Genomic DNA, 20,098 nt, shown 5'->3' with positions numbered 1-20,098 from the left:
ATTCTTAATGAATGAAGCAGAAATATTTTTTCAGTCCACTCCATGGTTTATTTTCCTCGTATCTTATCTCATTGGCTCGATTCCATTTGGGCTTCTTTTTACGAAATTGTTCAAAATTGGTGATATAAGAACAATCGGTTCCGGCAATATTGGAGCAACAAATGTTTTACGAACAGGAAATAAAAAGCTTGCTGCTCTAACACTTCTTTGTGATATGTTGAAAGGAACTATCGTTGTTTTCGTTATAAAGTTTTTTAGTGATCCGCTAGACAATAGTATCCTTGTTTCTCTAGCAGGCTTTTTTGTTTTCTTAGGACATCTTTTCCCCGTATGGCTTAAATTTAAAGGTGGCAAAGGTGTTGCTACCTATCTAGGAGTCTGCTTAGGAATCTATTGGCCTGCAGCAATTATTTTTATTATTGTATGGAGTGCGATTTTTCTCCTCATGCGTTATTCTTCATTATCTGCGCTTATTGCTGTTACGATCACACCGATATTTGTTTTTTATTTTTCCGCTTCTTATTTCTATTGTATGCTGATTGTGATGAGCGTATTTGTGTTTATAAAACATTCTGCAAATATCGGTAGATTATTAATTGGGGAAGAAAGTAAGATTGGTACGCAACACGGAGATAAATAAAGGAATCCTGCTTACTGATCATCAACGTCTAAGCTGGTTACGGTTATTGCGCAGTGAAAATATTGGAGCTGTTAGTTTTCGCAATCTCATTGATCATTATAAAACAGCAGAAAATGCTCTGGCAGCACTGCCAGAGCTTAGTAGAAAAGGGGGTGGTTCTGTATCTATTAAAATAGCAAGCTTAGAAGATGCAGAAAAAGAAATGCAAGAAGCTGAAAGATTAGGTGTCCGGTTTATCGGTATGGGAGAACCAGATTATCCAGCTTTTCTTAAGGTTACAGAAGCCCCTCCGCCGCTTATTGCTATCAAAGGTAATGTTTCAATTTTTCAAAAAACTTCTATTGGAATTATAGGTTCTCGAAATGCTTCAGCTGCGGGAAAAAAGCTTACAGCTCAATTTGCGCGTTTTCTCGGAGAAGCAGACTTTGTAACAATTTCTGGGCTCGCTCGTGGAATTGATAGCGTTGCGCATCAAGCAAGTTTAAAAACAGGAACTGTTGCAGTCATGGCGGGAGGAATTGATCATATCTATCCTCCTGAAAATAAAAAGTTGCATGAAGATATTATTGCCAACGGTGGAGCCATCATCAGCGAAATGCCCATTTCTTGGAAGCCGCGTGCTATCGATTTTCCAAGAAGAAACCGTATTATTGCAGCTCTATCACTTGGTCTCTTGGTTGTAGAGGCAGCCCTGCGCTCAGGGTCCTTAATTACCGCACGTCAAGCAGCTGAAATGGGACGGCTAATTTTTGCCATTCCCGGTTCTCCACTTGATCCAAGATCTGTTGGTACAAACAATCTTATCAAAGACGGTGCTCTACTCACCACACATCCTTCTGACATTATAGAAACACTTACGCCATTAATTTCACCGCTTCCAAATTCGCAACTCAATTTTTTTGAGGAACCATCCTCCTTACAACTTGAAAAGGAGAATTTTAATTTAGCAGATGAAAAAAACAGCGATCTCTCTTTAGCAGATGATGATGCAGCACGTGCAGCAGTTCTCTCCGCTCTTTCAACAACGCCAATCGACTTAGACACACTCAGTATCCACTCAGGTATTTCACTCCCAACTCTCTACCTCTTGTTGGTAGAACTCGAGCTTGCTGGAAAGCTTATTCGACACTCTGGTGGTTGTGTGTCATTGTCGAATCTTGATCTTCCCCAAGAGCCTCAGCACTATTAATAATGCTTTGCCCTTCTTTGGCAACCATATCCAAAAGCAATGCTAAAAGCGGACTGTGCGCCTGACGCGCCATCTGATTCATTTGCTTTGACATGTCTGTAATATATTGGATAACTTTTAAATGATTTATAAACATAATCCTCTATCCTTGAGCATTTCCCCTCCTACCTCTCAATAGACGTTATCTTAGTATTTCGCCGTATGTTTTTGTAATAACAGTGGAAAATAAATCGTGTAATTCTATATAGGGTGTACTCTAATAATGACAATCATAAGTTGTACAATATTCATGTTTTTTATATGGCTAATATTTTTTTATGTGCTCTTAAGCAATTGGCATTAGCTATTCGCGTAAAAGGCGTTTATAAAAAAATTTTTATTTCAATATTTGGGTAAAATTATGAATATCGTTATCGTTGAATCTCCAGCAAAAGCAAAAACAATTAATAAATATCTTGGATCTCAATACAAAGTTGTCGCATCATTTGGACATGTTCGTGATTTGCCTGCAAAAGATGGTTCTGTTTTACCGGATCAAGATTTTTCTATGAAATGGGATATAGATTCTGCTGCCGCTAAACGTTTAAATGAAATAGCAAAAGCCGTTAAAGAAGCCGATAGCCTTATATTAGCAACAGACCCTGATCGTGAAGGGGAAGCTATTTCATGGCATATTCTGGATGTTCTTCGTCAAAAAAAAGTTTTAAAAGATAAACCTATTAAAAGAGTTGTCTTCAATGCCATCACCAAAAAGTCTGTGCTTGATGCTATGAATAATCCACGTGATATTGATACATCCCTTGTCGATGCTTATCTTGCACGTCGTGCTCTCGATTATCTCGTTGGTTTTACACTTTCACCTGTTTTATGGCGTAAACTCCCTGGTGCGCGTTCAGCAGGACGCGTTCAATCGGTTGCTTTGCGTATTATTTGTGATCGTGAATCAGAAATAGAACATTTTATCAAAGAAGATTATTGGTCCATTACAACACAGTTAAAAACCATCCAAAATGATAGTTTCCAAGCAAGATTGACAATGTTTAATCAAAGAAAAATAGGCAAGCTTGATATTCAATCTCAAGAACAAGCAGACCAAATTCGCTTTATGCTGGAGAAAGCTCAATATCATACACTCAGTGTTGAAGCAAAACCTACAAAGAGAAATCCTTTTCCTCCATTTACAACCTCTACACTACAACAAGCAGCTTCTTCAAAATTAGGATTTTCAGCTTCTCGCACTATGCAAATTGCCCAAAAGCTTTATGAAGGCATTGAAATTAATGGTGAAACGGCAGGGCTTATTACTTATATGCGTACCGATGGTGTGCAGATAGCACCTGAGGCTATTGATTCAGCAAGAAAAGTTATTCATGAAACTTTCGGAAAAGACTATATTCCTGAAAAGCCACGTTTTTATTCAACAAAGGCAAAAAATGCACAGGAAGCACATGAAGCGATCCGCCCAACAGATTTTCAACGCAATCCTAGTCAAGTCCGTAATTTTCTCGATAGCGATCAAGCAAAGCTCTATGATCTGATATGGAAGCGTGCCATTGCCAGCCAAATGCGCTCTGCTGACATTGAACGTACAACCGTTGAAATTGAAGCACAGCAAGGAGAAGAGCGTGCAAATCTACGGGCAACAGGATCTGTTGTTCGTTTTGATGGCTTTATTTCCGTCTACACGGATCAACGAGACGAAGAAAATAATGAAGAAAATGAAACAACACGTTTACCACAAATAAACACTGGTGAAGCACTTACAAAAGAAAAAGTTGAATCTGTACAACATACCACAGAGCCCCCTTCTCGTTATTCTGAAGCTTCATTAATTAAAAAGCTTGAGGAGTTAGGAATTGGTCGTCCTTCAACTTATGCATCCACATTAGCGACATTGTGTGACCGTGGATATATTGTCATTGATAAACGAAAGCTTATTCCCGATGCCAAGGGACGTATTGTTACAGCCTTTCTTGAAAATTTTTTTAATCGCTATGTAGAATATGGTTTCACAGCAGATCTTGAAGAAAAGCTGGATCTTATCTCTGATGGCAAACTTTCTTGGAAAGACGTATTGCGAGATTTTTGGGATGGATTTAATGCATCTATTAGCAATATCCAAGAACTCCGTATAACCAATGTTCTTGATGCTTTAAATGTAACATTAGCACCTCTCGCTTTTCCTGAACGCGAAGATGGAAGTGATGTGCGTTCCTGTCCTCTTTGTAAAAATGGTCAATTATCATTAAAACTTGGGCGTTATGGTGCTTTTGTTGGCTGTTCCAATTATCCCGAATGTAAATACACACACCAACTTGGTACAGATACTGGAGAAGAGAATGAAGCTGTACGCAATGATGAACCTGTTATACTTGGTATTGACCCTGAAACAGGAAAAGAGATCTCTCTTCGTAATGGCCGGTTTGGTCCCTATATTCAACTTGGTGAAAGCAAAGAAGTTAAGCGTGCAGGATTACCAAAAGAATGGCAGGCAGAAAATGTAACCCTTGATAAAGCCTTGTCTTTACTATCCCTTCCCCGTGAAATTGGCATTCATCCTGAAACCGGAAAAACAATCACGGCTACGATTGGACGATATGGTCCCTATCTTAGCCATAATGGAAAATCTGCGCGCCTTCTTCATGCAGATGAAGTTTTTGATATTGGTATCAATCGCGCTGTTACAGTATTAGCAGAACAACAAGAAAACAAAACCAGGCAAAGCAGAACAACACCTGAAGCATTGGCAACATTAGGAGAGCATCCCGAAGGAGGAACCATTACCGTGCGCAACGGGCGTTATGGTCCTTATGTCAATTGGGGTAAAATTAATGCAACATTGCCAAAAGATAAAGATCCCATTAGTGTAACACTTCCAGAGGCACTAGAACTTATATCGGCTAAAGCATCGAGTAAAAAAACAACTTCAAAAAGAGCTTCTTCTAAAACAAAAGCAAAAATAAAAGAGACATAAATTTTGGCTAAAGGTGAAAAAAACATAAAATATCTCTCTTCATTCAAGGGGAAAACTTTTCCCAATAAGGAAGCAATCCTTTCCTTTATAATTGAGAATCCTAACCACTCAAGTAAACGAGAAATCGCTAAAGCTTTTAACTTAAAAGGCGATTCTCGTATCTGGCTTAGAGATATGTTACGTGAGTTAAAGGATCAAAATCTCATATCTAAACACCACAAAAGAGCAATAAACAAAGGAAAATTACCCCCTGTTTCTTTAGTAAAAATTAGCGGACGTGATAAAGATGGAAGTTTTATTGCACAACCTCTTGAATGGGAAGATTCTCCAAAGCCCAATATTGAAATACACTCTTTTCATCACATAACAGGAAGTAATATTGGTGTTGGAGATCATATTCTTGTAAAAGTTTTTCGAAATAAAAATTCTGAAAGCTCAAGCCATCCTTATACGGGACGAATTATTCGTAAAATTGATGTATCTCCCAAAAGCGCATTTGCTATTGTACGAAAATTGGAAAATAATCAATGGCGCCTTGATCCTATAGACCGCAAAACCAATGAACTCATTGTTGAAATGTCTCCAGAAATGAAGATTCAAATTGGTGATCTCGTTGAAGTCGAAATAAAAAAAAATACTGGTTACGGATTAAAGAGCGCAAAAATAAAGAATGTTTTAGGGCACATTAAGAGTGAGAAAACACTCTCAATGATAGCGCTTCTTTCGAAAGGAATTCCTTATATTTTTCCTGAAAGTGTTCTTGAGCAAGCCAAACATATCAAAGCTGCCAATATGGATAATCGTGAAGATTGGCGACAATTACCCTTTATTACAATTGATCCACCAGATGCAAAAGACCATGATGATGCAGTTTATGCAACCAAGGATAAGGATCCAGCAAATAATGATGGTTGGATTATTATTGTAGCCATTGCAGATGTTTCTTATTATATCAAAACAGGAAGTGCTTTAGATAAAGAAGCATTGAAACGTGGAAATTCTGTTTATTTTCCCGATACCGTTGTGCCAATGTTACCTGAACGCCTTTCTCATGATTTATGTTCTCTGCGTGAAGGAAAAGAAAGACCAGCTTTAGCCGTTCGTATGATTTTTGATGCAAACGGTAATAAACGAAAACATAGTTTTCATCGTACTATGATTCGTGTAAGAGCCAAACTTTCTTATCAAGAAGTACAATTGGCAATTGAAGGTAATATAAATGAAAAAATAACCCCTCTTTTTGAGAGCATTTTGCACCCCTTATGGGAAGCCTATGCATGCCTTAAAGCTGCGCGAAATCGTCGCCAACCACTAGAATTAGAAATTGCAGAAAAAAAGATTATTCTTGATCAAAATGGATGCATAAAAGATGTTGTGAGTGAACCACAACTAGAAGCGCATCGTTTAATTGAAGAGTTTATGATACAAGCTAATATTGCAGCTTCTGAAACATTAAAACAACATCACCAGCCGCTCATTTATCGTATTCATGAAAAACCTTCTCTTGCTAAGCAAGAAATACTTCGGAGCTTTCTTCAAAGTTTGGGGATACCACTCTCCCGCGGAAGCGAACTTACCTCAGCGCGCCTTAATAGAATTTTAGAAAAGGTCGCTCATACTCAACAACAAGAACTAGTCAATCAAGTTATTTTGCGTTCACAATCACAAGCAGAGTACAACCCTAAAAATAGTGGCCATTTTGGTTTAAATTTGCAGAACTATACACATTTTACATCACCAATCCGTCGTTATGCTGATCTCATTATTCATCGAGCACTCATTAAAGCTCTCAAATTAGGAAATGATCAATTAACAGATACACAAGAACAAAATCTTGCAGAAATTGCTACGCAAGTTTCTTTATACGAACGCCGTGCAATGATGGCTGAAAGAGAAACGATTGATCGGCTTGTTGCTCACTATTTAACGAATAAAATCGGTCGTATTTTTACAGGCCGCATTTCCGGAGTTACAAAAGCAGGTCTTTTTATCTCACTTGATAAACTCAATACAGATGGTTTTGTCCATATTTCTACACTTAAAAATGATTATTATCATTTTGATGAAGCACAACATGTTCTTGTAGGACAGCGTAGCCATAAAGGCTATCAGCTCAGTGATGTTGTAGAAGTAAAACTTATAACGGTACAACCTTTTGCTGGCGCTTTATGCTTTGAACTGTTAACAAAACCTCGTCCAATAAAATTTTCACCGACATCCTACCATAAAAACAAATTAAAAAAACAAAAGTATACTTTTTATGGGAAAAGAAAAAATTAATCTTCTTGCCCTCCATTGAATATATATGAATAATAAATTCAATTTAAGAAATGACTTATATTATATAATATTTATATATACAATCTTATTTCTTTAGTATACAAGAGGATAAATTTTATTGTTAAGTCTATAATAACCATATAAAAATCTTGCAGTTTTTTATACTTAGAAAATGAGAGAAACTGCAAAGGATAGTTTTGGCTCCCTTTCATTTCATCTCATCTTTTCATTGTTTAAATAAACAAGAGTACCTTAAGCCATTCTCATGAAAAAAAAACCTTTTGACTCTCAAAATAATTCTTTGCGTGCAATTATTGCCGCTATTGCAACCATTGGCACTGTTGGAACAGCATTGGCAATGGGAACACAACTTGTCTCTCTTCTTATGGCAGAGAAAGGACTTTCCAACAGTACAATCGGCTATAGTGGAACAGTTGGTGGAATCGCCACAATTATTGCAGCTATTTTTACGTCTCGAATTGCCTTATGCTTAGGAATCGCTCAAACAATATTGCTTATGATGGCGATAGGATCTTTAAGTTTTTTAGGATTCTATTTTTTCGATCCCATATGGATTTGGTTTATTTTAAAGTTTATATTACATTTCAGCATGACAGTTATGTTTATCCTGTCAGAGTTTTGGATCAACAGTTATGCTCCCCCAAAAAAACGCGGTTTGATCCTTTCTATTTATGCTATTGTCTTAGGATTAGGGTTTATAATAGGTCTAACGCTGCTAGCAAAAGTGGGAACACAAGGATTTATTCCTTTTGCTGTTGGATATAGCCTTATTATACTTGCTACTATACCAATTCTTACCGCTTGGAAATTAAGTCCAGAATTTCAAAAAAATCAATATATGCCATTTTTTCGTTATCTTTTTCACGTTCCAAGTGCAATGATGGCGGTCCTTGTTTACGGGGCCATTCAAATGGGCGTATTAACTCTTATAATACCCTTTAGTTTATCCATTGGTTATAATGAGAATGAAGCAGCACATTTTATGGCAACCCTTGCACTTGGGAATATTTTCCTCTTAATTCCTATCAGCATTATAAGCGACTACGCCAAAGATCGACGCTACCCGCTGATGAGTTGCGCTATTCTAGGTTTTATAGGAACTTTTATAGTACCATGGATTCTTCAATATCCATGGATTCTGATGCTTGATTTGTTTTTTCTGGGTGGTGTATCAGCGAGCCTTTATACAATTAGTCTTGCACATTTAGGAGCCCGTCTCAAGGGGCAAGAACTTGCTGCTGCTAATTCTGCTTTTATTTTTTGTTATGGAATTGGTATGCTCATCGGACCGACCTTTATCGGAAAATCCATGGATATCTTTAAACCCTTTGGTTTTTCAATAGCCATGGCTGTTTTTTTCGGTTTATATGTCATTTTGGTGTTTGTCCAACTTATGAGAAAATTAATCAGCTCTTGACTTTTTTGAGAACATCCGTAGTGTTGCCGGAAAATCTGATGATGTCGGAAATAAGTTTTGACAGCAATAATATTTTTTCAGTATAAATAGGGTATTTACATTATGGCTAAAGCAGCAACCATTAAGATCAAGCTTTTATCAACTGCAGATACTGGTTTTTTCTATGTAACAAAGAAAAACAGCCGTACAATGACAGATAAAATGAGCAAGCGTAAATATGATCCAGTTGTAAAAAAGCACGTTGAATTTAAGGAAACAAAAATTAAATAAATAAAATTATTATTAAATTGATAGATTTTATACTCCAAAAGAAATGTGGGAGTATTGCTCTTCAAAGTTATTTTTTGAGGGATGTTTTTTTATTTCCTTAAGTTTAAAAAGTTTACTTTAAACTTTGTATGTTTTGTACGGATTTGGATAAGTTGATTTATTATTTAAGTTGCTTACATATATTCTGTATGAGTATTTGATTATTGTGATATCTAATGAAAATTTTGTCATTAAAACGAAACACTGTTTCGTCATATGAATAAAGTTTCTCGGGTCAATTATAAACAATACTAAAATAGAGTTATAATAATGTTAGCAGTTTCTTTATTTCATGAAAAAATCTTTTTCTCATTTTAATCTAAGAAGCTTTAATCTAAAAGTTATCGGTTTCAGTATTTTTGTCGCTGCTAGCATTCTTATCATTATGTCAACTTATTTTAAGAAAACTCAGCTGTTGCCTCAAAAAGAAAAATTTTCTTCTCAAAACACTGTTGAAGGAAATGCATTAATCATTGATGGCGATACCATTATGATTTCTTCAATTAAGATTCGACTAGCTGGAATTGATGCTCCTGAACTCCACCAATTTTGTGGAAAAAAAGAAGCACGCTACCCTTGTGGGCTTGAGGCAAAGAAATATTTAGAAAAACTATTAAAAAATCAAACTGTTACATGTCACTGGCAAAAAACAGATAAATATCGCCGTATTCTTGCAACATGTAAAACAAAACAAGTTAGCAATATCAACGCAACACTTGTACATAATGGTTGGGCTGTAAATTATTATGAATACCCCAAAGAAGAGCAAGAAGCTAGAAAGAAAAAGAAAGGAATATGGGCATCAAGTTTTCAACGACCAAAAGAATGGCGCAAAGCAAATCCTCGCACAGAATAAAAAAATATTTTTTAATTTTATTTACTAATGAAACAATGTAGCCCAATTATCAAACTTGAAAAAGAGATCTATTCCTGTCGTGTTTGCGTCCAACAACCCCATTATTTTCCTCCTCTTCCTCATGAACCAAACCCTGTCGTTTATTTATCCGATACTGCTTCGATTGCAATTGCAGGCCAAGCACCAGGGTTGCGTGTCCATGAAACGTCTATCCCTTTTAATGATCGCTCTGGTGAAAAATTGCGTAATTGGCTGGGTGTCACGAAAGAAGAATTTTATAATAAATCTCTCTTTGCTATTGTTCCTATGGGATTTTGTTTTCCAGGTTATGACAAAAATAAAGCTGATTTACCACCAAGACGTGAATGTCGAGAAATATGGCATGAAAAGATATTTCAGGCAATGCCTCAAATAAAGCTTGTTCTTGCTATTGGCAGTTATGCGCAAAAGTGGCACATTACAGAATTAAAACATAAAACCGTTTCTGCAACTGTTGGTGATTGGAGAAATATTCTTTCCATTCCTCAACCTCGAGGCTATAATGTTATGCCTTTGCCTCATCCGTCATGGCGAAATACTTCTTGGTTACAGAAAAACCCATGGTTTAACGATGAGCTTATTGTATATCTGCGTTGTTTAGTGCGTAAATTTTTATAAATTAAAATATTGAGAAAAAATATGGATCGTCTTGACCGAAAAATTTTACATCTTTTGCAAGAAAATGCGACACTTTCTGTTGCTGATATTGCTAAAAAAGTGGGACTTTCGACCACTCCTTGCTGGCGTAGAATTCAAAAACTTGAAGAAGATGGCGTCATTCAGCGTCGTGTTGCTGTTCTTTCTCCAGAAAAAGTAAACGCACACGTCACTGTTTTTGTGTCTATTCGCACAAATACACATAGTCATGAATGGTTTAAGCGTTTTTCAAAAATTGTGCAAGAATTCCGTGAAGTCATTGAATTTTATCGAATGAGTGGAGATATTGACTATTTATTGCGTGTTGTTGTGCCCAACATTGAAGCTTATGATCTTTTTTATAAAAAATTAATTTCTAAAATTGACATCCGTGATGTCTCTTCTTCTTTCGCAATGGAACAGATTAAATATACAACGGAACTTCCACTTAATTATATTAAATTACACGACAAGACGCATGAACAAAACTCTTAAGATTTTTATATCCGTCTCATGATCTTTTAGGCATTCAAACTTTCTTGTTAAAAAACCACCATTTGTGCATGTGTTAAAACAGCAGCTTTGACAATACCAGCTGCCATAGCTGCTCCTGTCCCTTCACCAAGACGCATCCCTAAATCTAGAAGTGGTTCTTTGCCAATTTTTTTTAAAAGTTTACGATGAGCTGTCTCAGAAGAAACATGTCCAACAAGGGTATGATCAAGAGCTTTTGGATGCATTTTATAAAGAACCGCTGCAGCTGCTGTTGCCACAAAACCATCTAAAATAACGGGTATTTTTTCTATTCTTGCTGCTAAAATAGCACCAACCATAGCAGCAATCTCACGTCCTCCTAAGCGACGCATTATCTCAAAAGGATCATTAAAATAATCCTTATGCAAAGAAATGGCTGTCTTAACCGCTGCAATTTTACGCTGATAAAAATCACCTTCTGATTCCATACCATTTCCTGTCCATTCTTCCACTTCCCCTCCAAACAATGCTAAGCATAAAGCTGAAGCTATTGTTGTGTTTCCAATTCCCATTTCTCCAATACATAAAAGATCTGTCCCACCCGCAATGGATTCCATTCCAAATGCCATTGTAGCAGCCGCACTCCGCTCATCCATTGCGGCATCCTTCGTAATATTCATTGTTGGATATTCCAATGCTAAATCAAAAATTTTTAATCCAAGATCATAAGCAATACAAATTTGATTGATAGCAGCTCCACCAGAGGCAAAATTTTCTACCATTTTTTGTGTCATAGATTGTGGAAATGGTGTAATATTCTCCTCTACAATACCATGGTTTCCAGAAAAAATAGCAACCAAAGGTCGCGTTACGATAGGTTTTTCTGTACCCCTCCACCCCGCATACCAAACAGCAATATCTCCTAGTTTTCCCAATGTTCCTTGCTCTTTTGTTAAGTTTTTTTGCCGTTTTTTTGCCAAAATTATAGAAAACTCATCAGCAACAGGTAAATTTGTAAGCAAAGCACGAAAATCATCAAATGGACTAGCGGTCATAAGGATACCTTTTAAAATCTACAATGTTTATGAAAATCCCGTCATATATACAGGATATGAATAATTTATTGTTTTTTTAACAGTGCTTTAAAAATGTTAAATACTATGAAAGCAATAATTTCTACATTCTATTTTCAACCCTAATAACAAACGTGCAAGATTCAAAATGTTATTAATATCTTATGATTACCTTTACAGTGATACCCTTAACCTATTTTTTATTTAATAGGCATAATCAGCATGCCGTTTAATATATACATTCCAACAATTCTTATGCATAATAAAAGTTATAAACTTTCAAAAACTTATAAAATTGAAGAGATCAAAATTATCGCAAAGACATCCAAACGCAAAGGATCTCAACTTTAATATATGTTAATTATTAGGCTATTATTAAATGAGAGCATAAAAAGCTTCTTTTAAAATACATATATCTGCGTTTGTTTTTGTCGCATCATTTGATAGTATTTGCCGCCATCGACGTGCCCCACCCCGCCCATGAAATAAACCAATCATGTGACGCGTCACATGAGAAAGCCGTCCCCCCGATGCAATATGTCGAGCCGCATAATCACACATAACCTCAATAAGATCACTCTCACTTAGACTATTCTGCGACTCACCATAGAGTTCAAAATCAATATATTTTAACAAAGTTGGATCATGATAAACTTGGCGACCAACCATGACAGCATCACAGAAAGTTAAGTGTTCTTTGATCTCATCAATCGATTTAATTCCACCATTTATCCCAATGAATTTATGAGGATATTGACGTTTTAATTTGTAAACCCTTTCATAATTAAGGGGCGGAATATTGCGATTTTCTTTCGGACTCAATCCTTGCAGCCATGCCTTGCGTGCATGTATCCAGAGCGCATCACATCCAGCATTCCAAACCTGATTAGCCAAAAGATCTAACGCTAACTCTTCATCTTGTTCGTCCACTCCAATCCGACATTTGACAGTTACAGGTATAGTAACCTCTCGTTTCATCGCTTCCACGGCATTTGCCACAATGTCTGGATGTAGCATCAAACAAGCCCCAAAGACACCTGCTTGAACACGATTTGATGGGCACCCGACATTAAGATTTATTTCGTTGTAGCCAAAATCCTCAGCAATTCGTGCAGCTTCTGCTAACTTTCTCGGATCAGCCCCCCCTAGTTGTAATGCAACTGGACGTTCTTTATCGCTAAAAGCCAACAATTGTTCGCGAACACCATGAATGACAGCATCTGCTACCATCATTTCCGTATAAAGGAGAGCTTTTTTCGTTAAAAGACGATAAAAAAACCTGCAATGTCGGTCTGTCCAGTCCAACATTGGTGCTACTGCAAATTTTATAGGCGATGGAAGGTTGTAAAATATCATGAGGGTATTACTCTCACGTCCCTATAGCTCTCTCTTTATACATAGAAAAATACTTACTTTTAGTTTACGGAAAATTTTATTCTCTTATACTATCATGAGTATAATAACAGTTCATTATTTTCAATTGATATCAAGGTTTACTACAATCAATCATGATAAAACACAATATCGCATTTCTCATAGATTAGTGTTTAGGTATATAAACATGAAAAAAGAAGATTTTCACCATAATATAAAAAACTCATTTACAAGTTCTTCTTACGCTCATCAAGCCTCCATCCTTACATGATTTAGCACAGCATTTAAGATAATAAATGCTAAACTAACACATTATACAATTTTTTATAATAGATTTAATTTTCTTTAGATTTTTTTAACTTATTGTGCAAATAAATGCTACAGAAAGTATCTTTATCTTCTCCTAAAGAAAGAATAAAAATCCTTATTTCACATGAATCTAATTATAAATCATTTTTTTCAATGAGTTATTCTTGGTAACATTCTTGAATTTCACTTTATAAGATAGACAAATTTCATCCTAAATATTCTATCTAATTTTGCCATTTTGTGATTCTTGCAAAAAAAAACTAAAATCAGGGTATAGACAGCCATTGCCTTTTTAATATCTATGACTGATATCAGTATCTCTTTAAGGAAAATATTTTACAATATTGCAGATAAAATCTGTAAAATAAAATGATCATAAAAGTTGTTCAATCTCTTGTTGGCTTTGCATATAGGAAGAAAGAGTATCAACCTCTTGTTCATTAAATAGGAGACCCAGTTTTGAACGACGCCATAACACATCTTCACATACTTTAGCCCATTCTTTTTCCATCAACCATTTTACTTCTACTTCATAAAGCCCATGTCCAAAATTTTTTCCTTTATTTGCCTTACCATGTGCAAAGATCACCAATGCTTCCGTACCGTAGGAGCGTGCAAGCCTGCGATGTGTAAAAGCATCTAAATCTGGCATCAAAAGAGCAATCCTATTTTCGATTGTATCTAATTTGTTATAGGGAAAATCACCCCCTGGAAGTACTGCCTTAGCCGTCCATGATGCTCTCTTTTTACCAAGCTCTTTTTCAACAAATTTCATCGCATCTTCAGCCAACTTACGATAAGTTGTAATCTTTCCACCATAAAGATTAAGTATCTTTGGTGTCGTTCCTGTTCCCATTTCTTTTAAAACATAATCGCGCGTAATTTCTTGTGCTTTTGAAGCTCCATCATCATAGAGTGGACGAACTCCCGAGTAAGACCAGACAATCGTTTCAGGCAACACTGGTTGTATGAAATATTCACTGGCTGCTGCACAAATATAATCAATTTCTGTATCAGTAATATGAACGTCAGCCGGATCTCCTTGATAATTACAATCTGTTGTTCCAAGTAAGGTAAACTCTTCTTGATACGGAATAGCAAATATAATACGCCCATCACCATTTTGAAAAATATAAGCACGATCATGAGTATAAAGCTTGGGAACCAAAATATGAGAACCTCTAACAAGCCGTACTGGTGAATGTTCTTTACAATCTAATATGCTTGCTAAAACATGATCAATCCAAGGACCTGTCATATTCGCGACATAAGAAGCTGTGACACTATATTCTTTGCTACTTAACTTGTCTTGAAGAAAGATACGCCATTTATTGTCTTCTTTTTTTAAAGAGAGAACTTCTGTTCGTACTTTTATATCAGCTCCCCACTTTTCTGCATCACGAGCATTGCCAATAACTAAACGCGCATCATCTACTCTTGCATCAGAATATTCAAAACCTCTCTGATATTCTTTCTTCAGTGTAGAGCAAAATTTTTGTGAAAAATTAATCGTTTTACTGCGCCACAATTTCTGATTCCAATTCCCTAAATAATCATAAATAAAAAGTCCAAAACGCAACATCCAAGCAGGGCGCAATTCTTTATGATAAGGAAGGAGAAAACGCAAAGGACGCACAATATGTGGAGCCATACGTAAAATAATCTCGCGTTCTTTCAATGCTTCACGAACAAGTTTGAACTCATAGTGTTCAAGATAACGAAGCCCACCATGAATAAGCTTTGTTGACGCACTTGAGGTCCCAGATGCAAGATCGTTCATTTCAGCCAATCCCACTTTAAATCCGCGTCCTGCTGCATCTCTTGCCAATCCACAGCCGTTTATCCCTCCTCCAATGATAAACAGATCATAATGTGTTGTGGTTTTCATAATTTCACTTTTCATTATTTAATTTTGTTTCTCAGTACTCAATAAAGCAACAGGAAAAAATAATACAAATGTTCTTCATTGTATTATCAACGTACTTTTTCCTAAAATAAACACGCACAAAAAGCTTTTGATACCCTTATACATCAAAACAACATTTGACAAATTAAAGAGATTTTTTTTATCTTTTACAAAACATAATCCTTACCAAGCCAAGGTTTATCATATGAAATCTTTTTAGAGAAAAATTGATGTTTTTTCTCATTCTTAAAGATACACTATAACTAAATGCTTCATTGCACATAGATAGCGCTTTTCATATAGTTCACTCAATGACACCCTAAAAAATGTGAAGGTATACAAATGAATTATCACTCTCAAAACTCGAAAATAACACTTTTTTCAAAAATTTTAGTCATAGTTATGTCGAGTATTTTAATCTTTTTACCTTCTTTATCAAACGCAACATCACACTCAAAAACAGCAAATGATTTAAGCTTAGAAAAGCTTAAATCACAACTTTTGGAAGATTCTAGCTTTTTATCTAAGCTTAAAGAAAAAATGATACCACATACTGATTCTCATCATATTCAACAAATCGTCAGAGAGTATCTTCTTACTCATCCAGAAATTATGATTGAAATGCAGCTTATTCTTCAAGATAAGCTGGAAAAACAGAATGAATACGAAAACCAAAAACAAACTTCTGTCATTCATTCATTAGAAAAAGAGATTTTTCATTCTCCTCATGACGCTGTTTTGGGAAACCCAAATGGTAAAAGAGTGCTTGTCAATTTTTTTGATTACAACTGTGGTTATTGTAAAATTTCCTATTCAAATATAGAAGACTTGATAAAAGAATATCCAGATTTAAAGGTTATTATCAAGGACTTACCAATTTTAAGCTCTGATTCTATGGCAGCCCATACTGTTGCCTACGCATTTCGAAAACAATTTCCAGAGAAATATCCTCAGTTTCACAAAACGCTTTTAATGTATCAGGGTCGTGCAAATGAAGCTAAAGCTATTAAAGTAGCTGTTTCATTAGGAGCAGATGAAAAAAAACTACATAATGCAATAAAAGATCCCACTCTGCAAAACGCTTTTAAAAAAAACATTCAAATTGCCTCTGCACTTCATATTACGGGAACACCTTCTTACATCATTGGTGATAAAATATTCATCGGCGCAGCCAGACAAGATATTCTAAAACAAGCGATAGATAATACACAGTGAATACCTGATCCGTTTTAGGAAGAATACTGTAAATGAGGTAATTTTATGCTTTCTCTTTTTTGATAACAGGCTTATAAGTGCAATTTTACGTAAAGCAGATACAAGTTTTAAATTGCAAAGTATAATGATTTAAAGGAAATAAAAATCTTTAAAGCCTCAAAAGATGTCATCCCTAATCTAGAGATATTCGGTCATAAAATGAGATAATGACGATCTTCATTGATCAAGGAGTTAGAAATAAAATGGCAACAAACAAAATGGATTCGGCAAAAACCGCAATTGATACGAAAATTATTCGTGATCTTGCTGAAATTTTGAATGATACAAATTTAACGAACATTGAAGTTGAACAAGGGGAGCTTCGTATTTGTGTCTCACGCCAAAATACCTTAACTTCTTCTGAGCAAGCAATCTATGCCCCTGTTTCTACTCCTACTTTTTCTGTAACATCTTCTCCAGTTCCAACAGCTGAATCTCCTATACAATCTATCCAAGAAGATAAATCAAAAAACACAATAACCTCTCCAATGGTTGGAACAGCTTATCTTGCACCCTCACCAGGCGCACAACCTTTTGTAGAAGTAGGACAAAATGTTTCTGAAGGGGAGACATTACTTATTATTGAAGCCATGAAAACAATGAATCAAATTTCATCACCGCGCTCCGGTACGGTAACCACTGTTCTTGTCAAAGATGGTCAACCTGTTGAATTTGGTGAACCACTTATTATTGTTGAATAAAGCGAGGGGCAACCATGATTCGAAAAATCCTCATTGCTAATCGAGGAGAAATTGCTCTTCGCGTTTTACGTGCATGTAAAGAACTTGGCATAAAAACCGTGGCTGTTCACTCTACCGCTGATGCAGATGCAATGCATGTTCGTCTTGCTGACGAAAGTGTTTGTATTGGCCCTCCTCCCGCTCGTGATTCTTATTTGAGTATTCAGCAAATTATTGCTGCTTGTGAAATTACAGGAGCGGATGCTGTTCATCCAGGTTATGGCTTTCTTTCTGAAAATGCAAAATTTGCAGATGTTCTAGAAGCCCATGATATTACATTCATCGGTCCAACAGCTACTCATATCCGCATCATGGGCGATAAAATCGAAGCAAAGAAAACCGCCAAAAAACTTGGTATTCCTGTAGTTCCAGGTTCAGATGGAGCAGTCACTGAAGAATCAGATGCTTTACGCACTGCTCGTGAAATTGGTTATCCAGTTATTATAAAAGCTTCTGCCGGTGGTGGCGGACGTGGTATGAAAGTCGTTCATTCTGAACAAGAATTTTCTATAGCTCTCAAAACAACGCGTTCAGAAGCGAAAGCTGCTTTTGGTGATGACGCTGTTTACATAGAAAAATATTTAGAAAAACCCCGTCATATTGAAATTCAAGTCATAGGTGATGGTGCGGGAAATGCTATTCATTTAGGAGAACGCGATTGTTCACTTCAACGACGGCATCAAAAAGTATGGGAAGAAGCTACGTCACCTGCACTTAATGAAACTGAACGGAAAAAAATTGGAAATATTGTTGCAAATGCTTGTGCCCAACTTGGATATCGTGGAGCTGGTACTATTGAATTTCTTTATGAAAATGGCGAATTTTATTTTATTGAAATGAATACACGTTTACAAGTCGAGCATCCTGTAACTGAAGCAATTACAGGTATAGATTTAGTCCACGAACAAATCCATATTGCATCAGGCTGTAAACTTTCAGTGACACAAGATGAAGTCTGTTTTTCTGGTCATGCCATTGAATGCCGTATTAATGCAGAAGATCCTATTAACTTTACGCCATCACCTGGAACCATTACACATTTTCATACACCTGGAGGTTTAGGGATTCGTGTTGATTCAGGCGCTTATTCAGGTTATCGCATTCCTCCTTACTATGATAGCATGATTGGAAAGCTGATTGTTCATGGACGTACCCGTTTAGAATGTATGATGCGTTTACGGCGTGCTTTAGATGAATTTGTCGTCGATGGGATAAAAACTACACTGCCTCTTTTTCGCGATCTTATTAATAATCAAGATGTTGCTGATGGTAATTATAATATTCACTGGCTAGAAAATTACCTTGCTCATCAATCAAAGTCTTCAGATTCGTAATTCGATAGCAAAACGGTGCATTCTTATAAAAGATTCTATAAGATATCAACATAAGGATAGTTCCAACCTTGCTGTAAAAAGTGGAAAAAGGAAATAAATTGGTTATTTTTTATATAGTTTTCTTTTAATATACATAAAATTTAATAATTTTCTGTTTTCCTTTTTGTTAGTTTGTGCTAACTCCTACATGGTTACGCCCTTATAGCTCAGTTGGTAGAGCACCTGATTTGTAATCAGGGGGTCGGGAGTTCGAGTCTCTCTGGGGGCACCATTTTATTTCTTAAACATATTGAAATATATAGTTTTTTTCTTTAAATAGCTATTTTCAGACCACCTTTTAGACCACCTTCTACAGTTTATATAATTTTACCTAATTTGTTCTTATTTGCTCCGTATTTTTCTTTGGAGTAAAAGCTAGGATCTCTTTTTTTCTCCATCTCACTGCTCTCCCTAGCTTATATGGCTCCGGAAACAACCCCTGAAGCACCCAATTGCGAATCGTTGTTGTGGATACACTAAAAAGCTGAGCACACTCACGTGTCGTTACATATCTATCTCCATCATCAAATATCATCTCATTACCTTTCTCTTTTTTATATTAATTAAATGGGTGGGAGTGCTGGAAGGCATGTGAAGCACTCCAACTTTTAAAAATTTGCAAGTTTATTTTTTAGATGTGCTTAATTTCATATTTCCAATCAGGCAATTGAGTAAGAGCTAATGCGAGTTGTCCTCTATGACACATGCATACATTGGCTTCAAAACAGGTGATTGCAACGCGCTTTTTGTTTAAAAACATTTTATATAATTTGTTTATTGCACAAGAATTATTCTTGAGAGTTGTATTTTGATAATCTTCAAAAAGGCGGTCATAATCTTTTTGTGTTTTCAAATTTCTTCGTTTCTCAGAAGCAATTCCAAGTTCAGGCATATGCATATATTCCCTATCAATATTGCTCACAGCTTTCTCTAATTTTCTTTTCGAAAATCCGTGTTTTCTACTTATTGGATTTTTACGAACATCACATAAAGTTTTGATATTGTTTTCTATAAGACAACTAAGATAATCCTCAAGGGACTTACCTTCATAGCCAATGGTAAAAAAACAAAATTCCTCATCTTTAGCAGGCTGTATGATAATATGTTTAGTGTTACACACGTTTAATTTCCTTGGTAAATGGGTGGGAGTGCTGGGAGGAGAGAGCACCCCCATAGGTTTAAGCAGCTTTTGCCAAAATCTTTTGCATCTCTTGTTCTATTTCCCCTAAAAAGA

18 protein-coding genes and 1 tRNA gene are annotated in these 20,098 nt (G+C 36.0%); 13 read left to right on the top strand and 6 right to left on the bottom strand.

Annotation, left to right across the window (positions count from 1 at the left end):
• Positions 1-7 precede the first annotated feature (7 nt).
• Both plsY and dprA read left to right on the top strand, forming a co-directional pair.
• Positions 8-640: a glycerol-3-phosphate 1-O-acyltransferase PlsY gene (gene plsY, locus ACFIMM_RS06810; protein WP_375611937.1), complete on the top strand. Its 633-nt coding sequence runs from the start codon at positions 8-10 to the stop codon at positions 638-640.
• A complete protein-coding gene (dprA, locus tag ACFIMM_RS06805) occupies positions 597-1,829 on the top strand; it encodes a DNA-processing protein DprA (RefSeq protein ID WP_375650374.1) in 1,233 nt (410 codons plus the stop codon). The genes plsY and dprA overlap by 44 nt, the downstream gene beginning before the upstream one ends.
• On the opposite strand, the gene ACFIMM_RS06800 is transcribed toward dprA, so the two are convergent.
• On the bottom strand, positions 1,759-1,965 hold the full coding sequence (locus tag ACFIMM_RS06800; protein WP_005773510.1) for a hypothetical protein: 207 nt from the start codon (positions 1,963-1,965) through the stop codon (positions 1,759-1,761). The two genes, dprA and ACFIMM_RS06800, sit on opposite strands and share 71 nt — an antisense overlap.
• Positions 1,966-2,229: 264 nt before the next feature.
• On the opposite strand from ACFIMM_RS06800, the gene topA reads away from it, so the two are divergent.
• The 7 genes from topA (at position 2,230) to ACFIMM_RS06765 (ending at position 10,856) form a co-directional block, all read left to right on the top strand.
• Positions 2,230-4,803: a type I DNA topoisomerase gene (topA, locus tag ACFIMM_RS06795; protein WP_375692681.1), complete on the top strand. Its 2,574-nt coding sequence runs from the start codon at positions 2,230-2,232 to the stop codon at positions 4,801-4,803.
• A gap of 3 nt (positions 4,804-4,806) precedes the next feature.
• Positions 4,807-7,083 carry a ribonuclease R gene (gene rnr / locus ACFIMM_RS06790; RefSeq protein WP_375650382.1) on the top strand — a complete coding sequence of 759 codons (2,277 nt, stop codon included), beginning with the start codon at positions 4,807-4,809 and terminating at the stop codon, positions 7,081-7,083.
• A 265-nt stretch (positions 7,084-7,348) separates the two neighbouring features.
• The gene (locus ACFIMM_RS06785; protein ID WP_273791015.1) at positions 7,349-8,521 is read left to right on the top strand and encodes an MFS transporter; all 1,173 of its coding nucleotides are present in this window, start codon (positions 7,349-7,351) and stop codon (positions 8,519-8,521) included.
• Between the two features lie 102 nt (positions 8,522-8,623).
• The gene (gene rpmG / locus ACFIMM_RS06780; protein WP_004864083.1) at positions 8,624-8,791 is read left to right on the top strand and encodes a 50S ribosomal protein L33; all 168 of its coding nucleotides are present in this window, start codon (positions 8,624-8,626) and stop codon (positions 8,789-8,791) included.
• Between the two features lie 331 nt (positions 8,792-9,122).
• Positions 9,123-9,686: a thermonuclease family protein gene (locus ACFIMM_RS06775; RefSeq protein ID WP_375611942.1), complete on the top strand. Its 564-nt coding sequence runs from the start codon at positions 9,123-9,125 to the stop codon at positions 9,684-9,686.
• A 27-nt stretch (positions 9,687-9,713) separates the two neighbouring features.
• Positions 9,714-10,343, top strand: a complete 630-nt coding sequence (locus ACFIMM_RS06770) for a uracil-DNA glycosylase family protein (RefSeq protein ID WP_375613408.1) — start codon at positions 9,714-9,716, stop codon at positions 10,341-10,343.
• Between the two features lie 21 nt (positions 10,344-10,364).
• Positions 10,365-10,856, top strand: coding sequence for an Lrp/AsnC family transcriptional regulator (locus tag ACFIMM_RS06765; protein WP_015856433.1), 492 nt, complete (start codon positions 10,365-10,367; stop codon positions 10,854-10,856).
• Positions 10,857-10,903: 47 nt separating this feature from the next.
• On the opposite strand, the gene cobT is transcribed toward ACFIMM_RS06765, so the two are convergent.
• The 3 genes from cobT to glpD form a co-directional block, all read right to left on the bottom strand.
• Positions 10,904-11,890 carry a nicotinate-nucleotide--dimethylbenzimidazole phosphoribosyltransferase gene (gene cobT / locus ACFIMM_RS06760; RefSeq protein ID WP_375682768.1) on the bottom strand — a complete coding sequence of 329 codons (987 nt, stop codon included), beginning with the start codon at positions 11,888-11,890 and terminating at the stop codon, positions 10,904-10,906.
• Positions 11,891-12,283: 393 nt separating this feature from the next.
• On the bottom strand, positions 12,284-13,264 hold the full coding sequence (gene dusA / locus ACFIMM_RS06755; RefSeq protein WP_375682767.1) for a tRNA dihydrouridine(20/20a) synthase DusA: 981 nt from the start codon (positions 13,262-13,264) through the stop codon (positions 12,284-12,286).
• Positions 13,265-13,964: 700 nt separating this feature from the next.
• A complete protein-coding gene (gene glpD / locus ACFIMM_RS06750) occupies positions 13,965-15,494 on the bottom strand; it encodes a glycerol-3-phosphate dehydrogenase (RefSeq protein ID WP_375628154.1) in 1,530 nt (509 codons plus the stop codon).
• Positions 15,495-15,839: 345 nt separating this feature from the next.
• On the opposite strand from glpD, the gene ACFIMM_RS06745 reads away from it, so the two are divergent.
• From ACFIMM_RS06745 to ACFIMM_RS06730, 4 genes are all read left to right on the top strand, one after another.
• Complete coding sequence (locus ACFIMM_RS06745; protein WP_375668375.1) at positions 15,840-16,712, top strand: DsbA family protein; 873 nt, start codon at positions 15,840-15,842, stop codon at positions 16,710-16,712.
• A 242-nt stretch (positions 16,713-16,954) separates the two neighbouring features.
• Positions 16,955-17,452 carry an acetyl-CoA carboxylase biotin carboxyl carrier protein gene (gene accB / locus ACFIMM_RS06740; RefSeq protein ID WP_375692680.1) on the top strand — a complete coding sequence of 166 codons (498 nt, stop codon included), beginning with the start codon at positions 16,955-16,957 and terminating at the stop codon, positions 17,450-17,452.
• Between the two features lie 14 nt (positions 17,453-17,466).
• Positions 17,467-18,825, top strand: coding sequence for an acetyl-CoA carboxylase biotin carboxylase subunit (accC, locus tag ACFIMM_RS06735; protein WP_375613402.1), 1,359 nt, complete (start codon positions 17,467-17,469; stop codon positions 18,823-18,825).
• A gap of 195 nt (positions 18,826-19,020) precedes the next feature.
• A tRNA-Thr gene (locus tag ACFIMM_RS06730) sits at positions 19,021-19,096 on the top strand.
• A gap of 99 nt (positions 19,097-19,195) precedes the next feature.
• Here ACFIMM_RS06730 and ACFIMM_RS06725 read toward each other — a convergent pair.
• Entirely contained in the window at positions 19,196-19,399 is a 204-nt protein-coding gene (locus ACFIMM_RS06725; protein ID WP_375606917.1) for a helix-turn-helix transcriptional regulator, read from the bottom strand.
• A gap of 96 nt (positions 19,400-19,495) precedes the next feature.
• Positions 19,496-19,984, bottom strand: coding sequence for a DUF488 family protein (locus ACFIMM_RS06720; protein WP_375692679.1), 489 nt, complete (start codon positions 19,982-19,984; stop codon positions 19,496-19,498).
• Between the last annotated feature and the right edge of the window lie 114 nt (positions 19,985-20,098).

The sequence above is a fragment of the Bartonella sp. AP258QHHD genome, assembly GCF_042196145.1.
GTDB lineage: Bacteria > Pseudomonadota > Alphaproteobacteria > Rhizobiales > Rhizobiaceae > Bartonella.
The sequence above is the reverse complement of the archived record's forward strand: the minus strand, read 5'-3'. Positions and strand labels throughout refer to the sequence as shown.

Coding starts and splice junctions, on each gene's coding strand:
- plsY (WP_375611937.1), top strand. CDS start 8: ATGAATGAAGCAGAAATATTTTTTCAGTCCACTCCATGGTTTATTTTC.
- ACFIMM_RS06800 (WP_005773510.1), bottom strand. CDS start 1,965: ATGTTTATAAATCATTTAAAAGTTATCCAATATATTACAGACATGTCA.
- topA (WP_375692681.1), top strand. CDS start 2,230: ATGAATATCGTTATCGTTGAATCTCCAGCAAAAGCAAAAACAATTAAT.
- ACFIMM_RS06785 (WP_273791015.1), top strand. CDS start 7,349: ATGAAAAAAAAACCTTTTGACTCTCAAAATAATTCTTTGCGTGCAATT.
- rpmG (WP_004864083.1), top strand. CDS start 8,624: ATGGCTAAAGCAGCAACCATTAAGATCAAGCTTTTATCAACTGCAGAT.
- ACFIMM_RS06775 (WP_375611942.1), top strand. CDS start 9,123: ATGAAAAAATCTTTTTCTCATTTTAATCTAAGAAGCTTTAATCTAAAA.
- ACFIMM_RS06770 (WP_375613408.1), top strand. CDS start 9,714: ATGAAACAATGTAGCCCAATTATCAAACTTGAAAAAGAGATCTATTCC.
- ACFIMM_RS06765 (WP_015856433.1), top strand. CDS start 10,365: ATGGATCGTCTTGACCGAAAAATTTTACATCTTTTGCAAGAAAATGCG.
- cobT (WP_375682768.1), bottom strand. CDS start 11,890: ATGACCGCTAGTCCATTTGATGATTTTCGTGCTTTGCTTACAAATTTA.
- dusA (WP_375682767.1), bottom strand. CDS start 13,264: ATGATATTTTACAACCTTCCATCGCCTATAAAATTTGCAGTAGCACCA.
- glpD (WP_375628154.1), bottom strand. CDS start 15,494: ATGAAAAGTGAAATTATGAAAACCACAACACATTATGATCTGTTTATC.
- ACFIMM_RS06745 (WP_375668375.1), top strand. CDS start 15,840: ATGAATTATCACTCTCAAAACTCGAAAATAACACTTTTTTCAAAAATT.
- accB (WP_375692680.1), top strand. CDS start 16,955: ATGGCAACAAACAAAATGGATTCGGCAAAAACCGCAATTGATACGAAA.
- accC (WP_375613402.1), top strand. CDS start 17,467: ATGATTCGAAAAATCCTCATTGCTAATCGAGGAGAAATTGCTCTTCGC.
- ACFIMM_RS06725 (WP_375606917.1), bottom strand. CDS start 19,399: ATGATATTTGATGATGGAGATAGATATGTAACGACACGTGAGTGTGCT.